The 7,659-nt window shown below is 73.2% G+C and carries 7 protein-coding genes; 4 read left to right on the top strand and 3 right to left on the bottom strand.

Going from position 1 to position 7,659, the window contains the following annotated elements; translation table 11 throughout:
* A partial coding sequence (locus CCN44_RS39470) for a GNAT family N-acetyltransferase (protein WP_086703905.1) occupies positions 1-1,174 on the bottom strand: 1,174 nt, incomplete at its 3' end.
* Between the two features lie 138 nt (positions 1,175-1,312).
* On the opposite strand from CCN44_RS39470, the gene CCN44_RS39460 reads away from it, so the two are divergent.
* Positions 1,313-2,485: a PP2C family protein-serine/threonine phosphatase gene (locus CCN44_RS39460; protein WP_079080962.1), complete on the top strand. Its 1,173-nt coding sequence runs from the start codon at positions 1,313-1,315 to the stop codon at positions 2,483-2,485.
* 3 nt (positions 2,486-2,488) lie between these two features.
* Here the strand turns inward: CCN44_RS39460 and CCN44_RS39455 are convergent, their stop codons facing one another.
* Positions 2,489-3,154, bottom strand: coding sequence for a GNAT family N-acetyltransferase (locus CCN44_RS39455; protein WP_059249548.1), 666 nt, complete (start codon positions 3,152-3,154; stop codon positions 2,489-2,491).
* Between the two features lie 110 nt (positions 3,155-3,264).
* Here CCN44_RS39455 and CCN44_RS39450 point away from each other — a divergent pair, with 110 nt between their 5' ends.
* Positions 3,265-3,705, top strand: coding sequence for an HD domain-containing protein (locus CCN44_RS39450; RefSeq protein WP_059249547.1), 441 nt, complete (start codon positions 3,265-3,267; stop codon positions 3,703-3,705).
* A 123-nt stretch (positions 3,706-3,828) separates the two neighbouring features.
* Here the strand turns inward: CCN44_RS39450 and CCN44_RS39445 are convergent, their stop codons facing one another.
* On the bottom strand, positions 3,829-4,935 hold the full coding sequence (locus CCN44_RS39445) for an acyltransferase family protein (RefSeq protein ID WP_223283896.1): 1,107 nt from the start codon (positions 4,933-4,935) through the stop codon (positions 3,829-3,831).
* A 531-nt stretch (positions 4,936-5,466) separates the two neighbouring features.
* Here CCN44_RS39445 and CCN44_RS39440 point away from each other — a divergent pair.
* A complete protein-coding gene (locus CCN44_RS39440) occupies positions 5,467-5,661 on the top strand; it encodes a hypothetical protein (RefSeq protein ID WP_030648672.1) in 195 nt (64 codons plus the stop codon).
* A gap of 64 nt (positions 5,662-5,725) precedes the next feature.
* The coding region (locus tag CCN44_RS39435; protein WP_086703900.1) for a protein kinase domain-containing protein at positions 5,726-7,659 on the top strand (1,934 nt) is incomplete at its 3' end.

The raw sequence follows: 7,659 nt of genomic DNA, 5'->3' as shown, positions 1-7,659 counted from the left end.
CCGGCCGCAGCTCCCGCACCCGCCCGGCCGCCGCCAGCGACAGCAGGCTCACCCCGCCGAGGTAGGCCGCGCCCAACTCCCGCACGGTCAGGGCGAGGTCCGCCGCGTCCGCCGTACGCTCGCAGGACGCGCCCTTCGCGTCGCCCGTCAGCCGCCAACGTCCCGCGTTCCAGGGGCAGAAGGTGTCCTCGACCTCGAACACGACGTCGACGGGCGTCAGATACGTACGGGCCGACAGGGCCGCACCCACGTCCACGAGCCGCACGTACCCGGCGTCCCGCAGCTGCGGCAGACAGCGGCGGATGTCGGAGACCAGGTGCTGCCAGGCGTCGTCGACCGGCCGCCCCCGCACCTTCAGCGTCGTCATCAGGTCGATGCCGAACAGGAAACGCCACAGCGCGGCCTCGGTCGCCGGATCGAGCGCGGCCAGGTCCTCCACGGTCACCGTGCCGTCGTGACCGCTCGGCCCCCAGCCCATCTTGGTGCGGAAGCGCGCGTACCCCGTGACCCCGCCGTCCCGTTCGGCGACCACGCACTGCAGGGCCGACGCCCCCTCGCGCTCGCTCTCCGGGTCGACCAGCGCGGCCCGCTCCCAGCCGGGCTGCCGCGCCAGCATGCCCGGGCGGCGGGGCACCAGGGCCGCGTACACCGCCTCGCACTCCGCCAGGACGTCGGCCGGCGGCGCGTACCGCACCCGCACCTCGTCGGTGCCCGCGGGCAGCGCCAGCGTCACCCGGCCGGTGTCGATCTCCGCGTCGAGCTGGAGGGTCGCAGCGCCGTACCCGAACCGGCCGTAGATGGCGGGCTCCGAGGCGAACAGCGCGGCCAGCGGCTCCCCCTTGGCGCGCGCGTCCTCCAGCAGCCGCCGCATCATCGACGTCAGCACCCCGCGCCGCCGGTGCGTCGCGGCCACGCTGACCATCGTCACGCCGGCGGTGGGCACCACCGCCCCGCCCGGCACGGTCATCCGGAAGCTGAAGGCCCCGGACGTGCCGACGAGCGTGTCCCCGTCCCAGACGGCCAGCGAGCGGTCGAACTCGGTGAGCGATCTGTCCAGTTCACGTTCTTCGGTGGAGGTCGTCCCGCCGCCGAACGCACGGATCAGGTGGTCCCACCACCGGTCGAACTCCTCCGGGCGCAACGTCTTCAACTCGGTCCCGTGGTCAGTCCCCATGAGCCATGACTATCAGGGCGAAGGGGGACGAGCCACTGAATTTCTCCCCCGGCCCGACGGCGAAGCGGAATCTCGCACGGGGGACAAGTGGGACCTCCCGTGCCAAGCAGCCGGTCCGCTGGATAGGGTCCCGAACTAATGGCAGCAGGACGACAGCGGCGCGCGAAGGCCGAGACGTTCACGGCCCGGTGCAAGATGCAGTGGCACCGGGTCCGCGTCGGCCTGCGCAAAAGCGCCGTCGACTACTTCCGCGGGGACGGCTCCGACTGGATCGCCTTCGCCGGACTGCTGCTGACGGTCCCGGTCCTCGCGGCCATGACCCTCCTCGACTCGGTGTGGTGCTCCCCGGCCACCCTGGTGCTGCCGATCGTCGCCGGCGGCCTGCTGCTGCGCCCGGCGAGCCTGCTCGGTCTGTACGCGGCGGCGGCCACCGCGCTGATCGTGGAGTCGGTGAAGCTCGGCCCCTACACCGAGGGGCCCTCGCGGGTCACCCCGGGCATCGTCCTGGTGGTCGCCGCGTGCGGCTTCTTCGGACTGCTGACCGCGCAGTTCCGCAGCCGGGTCGGGGTGCCCTGGCGGCGCGGCGGCACCATGCTGTTCGACCTGCGCGAGCGGATCCGGGTGCAGAGCAAGCTGCCGAAGCTGCCGCGGGGCTGGCACCACGAGATGGCGCTGCGGCCGGCCGGCGGCCAGTCGTTCTCCGGTGACTTCGTCGTCGCGGCCCGCACCAACGGCGGCCGGACGCTGGAGGTCGTGCTGACGGACGTGTCCGGCAAGGGCATGGACGCGGGGTCGCGCGCCCTGCTGCTGTCCGGCGCCTTCGGCGGCCTCCTCGGCTCGCTGCCCCCGCACGCCTTCCTCCCGGCGGCCAACGGCTACCTGCTCCGCCAGGACTGGGACGAGGGCTTCGCCACCTCCATCCACCTCGTCCTGGACCTGGATTCCGGCGACTACGAGCTGTACTCCGCGGGCCATCCGCCGGGCCTGCAACTGAGCGCGGGCACCGGGCGCTGGGAGGAGAAGGCCGCCGAGGGCCCGCTGCTCGGTGTGTACGACGGTGCCCAGTTCGACTCCGTGAAGGGCTCGCTGCGGCCCGGGGACGTGCTGATGCTGTTCACGGACGGTCTGGTGGAGACCTCCGACCGGGACATCGTGGAGGGCATCGACCGGCTCACCGGCGAGGCGGACCGCTATGTCGCCGGCGGCTTCCACGGCGCCGCCTGGCACCTCATCGAGGCGGTGGCGAAGGACGTCAACGACGACCGGGCCCTCCTGCTGATCTGCCGCGAGGCGACGGCGAACGGCCGCTGAGGACTACGCCGGCGGGTCTTGCGGCGTGCGGGTGGCGGCGGTCAGCGGGGCCAGGACCCGCCAGCCCGCGCTCTCGTACAACGCCCGGCCGTCCGGGGTCGCGCCCAGGACCGCCGCCGTCGCGCCCTCGCGGGCGGCCGTGTCCGCGAGGCTGTGCAACAGCACGCGCCCGAGGCCCCGCCGCCGGTGGCCCGGATGCGTCTCCACCTGGTCCACCACCGCGGTCCGGCCGGTGACCGCGATCTGGGCGCGCGCCGCGAAGGCGCCGTCGGCGGCGCGCACCACGGCCCGGGTGACCCCGCCCCGGGTCCACCGGGTCAGCCGGTAGCCGTCGGCGAGCGCGGGCGCTGCGGCCCCGCCGGGGTCCAGCCGGGCCGCCATCAGGAACCCCGGCCCGCCCGCGAGGGCCCAGCCGGGCGGCAGCCAGGCCGCCAGGGTCTGCGGCGGCACGAACGTCTTCAGCCAGACGGCCGGCGCGGCGGTGTTCCCGGCGATCTCGCGCACGGTCGTCTCGTCGGCGTCGGGCAGCACATGCCGGGCCACCTCGTGGGGCAGCCCCACCTCGACCGTGTAGCCCCAGTCCCGGCCGACCGGTTCGGCCGCGCCGCGCGACACGGCCCAGCCGCGGACCCAGGCGCGCACGGCATCGTCGGTGGTGGCGAAAGGCACGGCCCCTCCCGGAGCGAGTACGAGAGCAGGTAATGGATGCTCAGGCTCTTCGCTCATTACCGTACACGGGCCGGGCGCCGGGCCGCCCCGCGCCGGGAGACACTGGGGCCATGACCCCACTCACGCTCGCCGAGGTCGAGGCCGTCGCACGTGCCGCCCATGAGGGGCAGACCGACAAGGCGGGACGGCCGTACGCCGAGCACCTCGCGGCCGTCGCCGAAGGCGTCCGCGCCCGCGGCGGCGACCCGGAGCAGATCGCGGCGGCCTGGCTGCACGACGCGGTCGAGGACGACGCGCTCAGCCGGGAGTGGCTGGCCGCCGCCGCCCTGACCCCGCGGACGAAGGCCCTGGTGGACGCCCTGACCAAGCGGCCCGGGGAGGAACCGGAGGCGTACGCGCGGCGCATCCTCGCCACACCGGGCGCGTCCCTGGTGAAGGAGGCCGACCTGGCGCACAACGCCGACCCGCGGCGCCTCGCGGTCCTCGACGGACCGACCCGGGAACGACTGACCGAGAAGTACGCCCGGATGCGCGCACTCCTCGGTCTGTGACGGCGACGGGCCTGCCGACGCCGGACGTCGGACGGACGACAAGCGGATGCCGGACGGACGACAAGCGGATGCCGGACGGACGACAAGCGGGTGCCGGACGGACGGCAGGCGGGTGCCGGACGCCTAGACGACCGCCTTCTCCCGCGGCTTCTGCCGCTCGCGGGCCTGTTCGGCCGCGTCCTGCTTGAACGCCCACTCCATCTTCGGCTCCATCGCGAACCGGAAGACGCGCTGCACCGGCCGGGTGCACAGCGCCGTGACGGCCGCCGCGGCCAGCACGGTCACCACGATCTCGCCGAGCGGGCGGTGCAGCCAGGGGTGCTCGAACCAGCCGCGGTAGTCGCCGAACTTCACCAGGAAGCCGTGCAGCAGATAGCCGTAGAGCGTGCCCGCGCCGAGCGCCGTGAACCACAGGTGCCGGCGCGGCACCCAGGCGAAGAAGCAGGCCGTCAGCACCAGCGAGCAGCCCATCAGGGCGAGCGTCATCACCGGGCCGCACCACCACGGGGCGCCCAGTTCCTGCGCCGAGTCCCGGTGGTAGAACCACGCGGTGTTCATCCGCGGCACCGCCCACCAGCCGACCGCCAGCGCCGCCGCGAACACCGGCACCGAGGCGATCCGCACCCAGCGGCGGCGCACCAGATGGAAGTGCTCGGGCTTCATGCACAGGCCGAGCACGAAGTACGGCAGGAACTGCAGGACCCGCTGCAGGTCGAGGTCGTCACCGATGTTCGGGGTGACGGTCGCCAGCATGGCGATGCCGAGGGCCAGCGGCAGCGGCCAGCGCACCAGCTTCCAGAAGGGCGTGGTCAGCCGCCAGATGAACAGCGCGACCAGGAACCAGGTCAGATACCAGGGATCGAGGAGGCTGATCTCCTCGTGGGAGCCGGTGACGGCGTTCTTGAACAGCGGGTAGGCCGCCTCGAACAGGACGTACGGCACGGCGACGCCGGTGACCAGCCGCTTCAGCCGGTCCGGGCGCATGTCGAAGCTGCGCGAGAAGAAGCCGGAGATGAGGATGAACGCCGGCATGTGGAAGGAGTACACGACGGTGTACACGCCCTCCAGGATGCGGCTGTCGCCCTTCAGCGGCTCCCACGCGTGCCCCATCGCCACGAGCACGATGGCCAGATACTTGGCGTTGTCGAAGAACGCGTCGCGCTGTCGGGAGCCGCTGCCGCCGGGTCTGTCCGCCGCCGGCTGCCGTCCGCGCTGCGTCTGCGCGCTCATCGGGGTACGCGGAGCGGGCACTCCGTCCGCCGGCGGCTGTGCCGGGGGGAGCGGCCTGCGGTTCTGGCCGGGGGACGAGGCGGCGTCAAACATCTCAGGCACCCTAGCGTCGTCCGCGGGATTTCGTAAAACTCCCGCAGTCATTCCTGGTTATCGGCTCCGGGTACCCGCTCAATTACCGAACTTGCCGCCCGTGTCCACGTGATGGTGCGCACACTCGGGTCGTCAGTTCACCCTCGATGTCCCGATTCATCCTGACTAATTGGGGCATACGTCGTCTCTGTGTCATCAATTCGAATTACCTGCGCACATGATGTGTGGACACAGAAACGAAGTCGCGCAATTTCCCGGCGAGTCGGACGCCGGCGCCCGCTCGAATTGCTGTGCGGAAGATCGCCCGCAGCGGTCTCGCCGCCGACGTTCTGTCACGGACCGCATGGCGCGGGCGGGTTGGTGGCACGATGGTTCCGGCGGGGGGTGCGCGGGTACCTCCGGGCCGGGAGAGCGGACCGACCGAGGGTGTGATCTGTTGTGGCCATTTCACTGTCCGTGGTGCTGCTGTTGGCGATCATCCTGGTGGTCCTGATCAGAGGGGGGAACATCAAGGCCGGCCCCGCCATCGTCGCGATCCTCTTCGGATTCTTCCTGGCCTCCACCGGCATGGCACCATCGATCAATCGCTTCCTGAACTCGATAGCGGAGTCCATCAACTCGATCAGGTTCTGACCCGGCGGGGGAGCCGGCGGACCTGAGCGGGCCGCACAGTGAAACAACGGGGGGACGTACGGGAATGGCGCTGCGCGACTCGGACCCGGCGGAGGTCGGCGGCTACCGCATCGAGGACCGTCTCGGCAGCGGCGGCATGGGCGTGGTCTACCTGGCCCGCTCCGCCTCCGGCCGCCGGCTCGCCGTCAAGGTCGTCCACGGCCAGTACGCCGACGACGACGAGTTCCGCACCCGGTTCCGCCGCGAGGTGGCCGCCGCCCGCCAGGTCAGCGGCGCCTTCACGGCACCCGTGGTGGACGCGGACGCCGACGCGCCCCGCCCCTGGATGGCCACCCTCTACATCCCCGGCGAGGACCTCGGCACCCACGTCCGCCGGCACGGCCCGCTCCCGCCGGACCGGCTGCGCGGACTCGCGGCCGGCCTCGCCGAGGCCCTGCGCGACATCCACCGCGCCGGGGTCGTCCACCGGGACCTGAAACCGGCCAACGTCATGCTCGCCGACGACGGCCCCCGCGTCATCGACTTCGGCATCTCCCGCGCCGCCGAGGCCGCCGGCATGGACGCCCTCACCCAGACCGGCCGCGTGATGGGCACCCCGCCCTTCATGTCCCCCGAGCAGTTCGCCTCCCCGCAGGAGGTCGGCCCGGCCACCGACATCTTCTCCCTCGGCGCCGTCCTCGTGTACGCCGCCACCCGGCGCGGCCCCTTCGACAGCCCCAGCCCCTGGGAGACCGCGACCCGCGTCGTCGAGGGCACCCCCGAGCTGACCGGCGTCCCCGCCGACCTGCTCCCCTTCGTCCGCCTCTGCCTGGAGAAGCACCCCAAGTCCCGCCCCGGCCCCGACGAGCTGCTGCACCTGCTCCGCGAGGGCCGGCTGCCCGACCCGCGCCCCGAACCACCCGTACCGCAGGACCCCGAGCCCGCACGGCCGCGCCGGCGCCGCTGGTGGCCGGCCGCCGTCGCCGCCACCGCCGTACTGGCCGCCGTAGCCGCCACCACCGTGCTCGCCCGGGCCGGCGGCAGCGACCCGCACGACCCGCACGACCTGCCGGCCGGCTGGCACACCTGGCACCGGCAGGCCGCCGACCCCACGGCCGGGCATCCGAACGCCATGGGCCCGAGCGGACCGTTCAGCCGCTGCGTCCTCGCGGACCGGGCGCTGGTGTGCGCCGGCGACGGCATCATGGCCGCCCGGTTCGACCTCGACGACGGCCGCAACGTCTGGACCCGGCCGATGGACCCCACCCCCGCCGAGACCTCCGCGAGCGGCGGCGGCACGATCATCGGCACCCGCCGCGGCGCCGTGTACGCCTTCGGCGCCGACAGCAGCGACCTCAAGACCGGCGAGGAGCCGCAGAGCCGCACCCGCTACACCGTGCAGGCCCTGGACCCGGACACCGGCAGGACGATCTGGCGGACGCCCGTCGCCGACACCGTGGACGGCATCGGCCCCGAGTACGGCGGCGCCGTCGCCACCCCGGCCGGGGTCATCGCCACCTACGGCGACGCGTCCGACTCCTACGCCCTGCTGGACGCGGCACACGGCAAGGTCCGCTGGCAGCGCGACCTGCCCGGCGGCGCCGACAGCGACTGCGGACTGACCGGCGCCGGCGGCCAGGCGTACCTGATCTGCCGCGACACCGACAGCAAGGGCGACCGCGAGCGCACCGTCGTCACCCAGCTCGACCCCGCCACCGGCAAGGCCCGCTGGCAGGTCACCGCCAAGGGTCTGCTGTCCCTGCTCGGGGAGACCGGGGGACGCCTCGTCCTCGGCGCCGACCCGGTCATGGAGAAGCTGGCCGGCCTCACCCTGATCGACGCGTCCTCGCACGTCCTGACGACCGTACGGCTGTCCATCCCGCGGAACGCGTCCGGCGCCCGCCTCGTCCGCGGCACCCTCTACCTCACGCTCACCAGCGGCGGCGTCCGCGCGATCGACCCGCGGACCGGGCGGGAGCTGTGGCAGAGCAACTCCACGATCGAGCAGCCCGGCCCGCC

The organism is Streptomyces tricolor (assembly GCF_002155905.1).
GTDB classification, from domain to species: domain Bacteria; phylum Actinomycetota; class Actinomycetes; order Streptomycetales; family Streptomycetaceae; genus Streptomyces; species Streptomyces tricolor.
Note: the sequence above shows the minus strand (reverse complement) of the source record. Positions and strands in the feature narration are given on the sequence as shown.

Coding starts and splice junctions, on each gene's coding strand:
- CCN44_RS39460 (WP_079080962.1), top strand. CDS start 1,313: ATGGCAGCAGGACGACAGCGGCGCGCGAAGGCCGAGACGTTCACGGCC.
- CCN44_RS39445 (WP_223283896.1), bottom strand. CDS start 4,935: ATGAGCGCGCAGACGCAGCGCGGACGGCAGCCGGCGGCGGACAGACCC.
- CCN44_RS39450 (WP_059249547.1), top strand. CDS start 3,265: ATGACCCCACTCACGCTCGCCGAGGTCGAGGCCGTCGCACGTGCCGCC.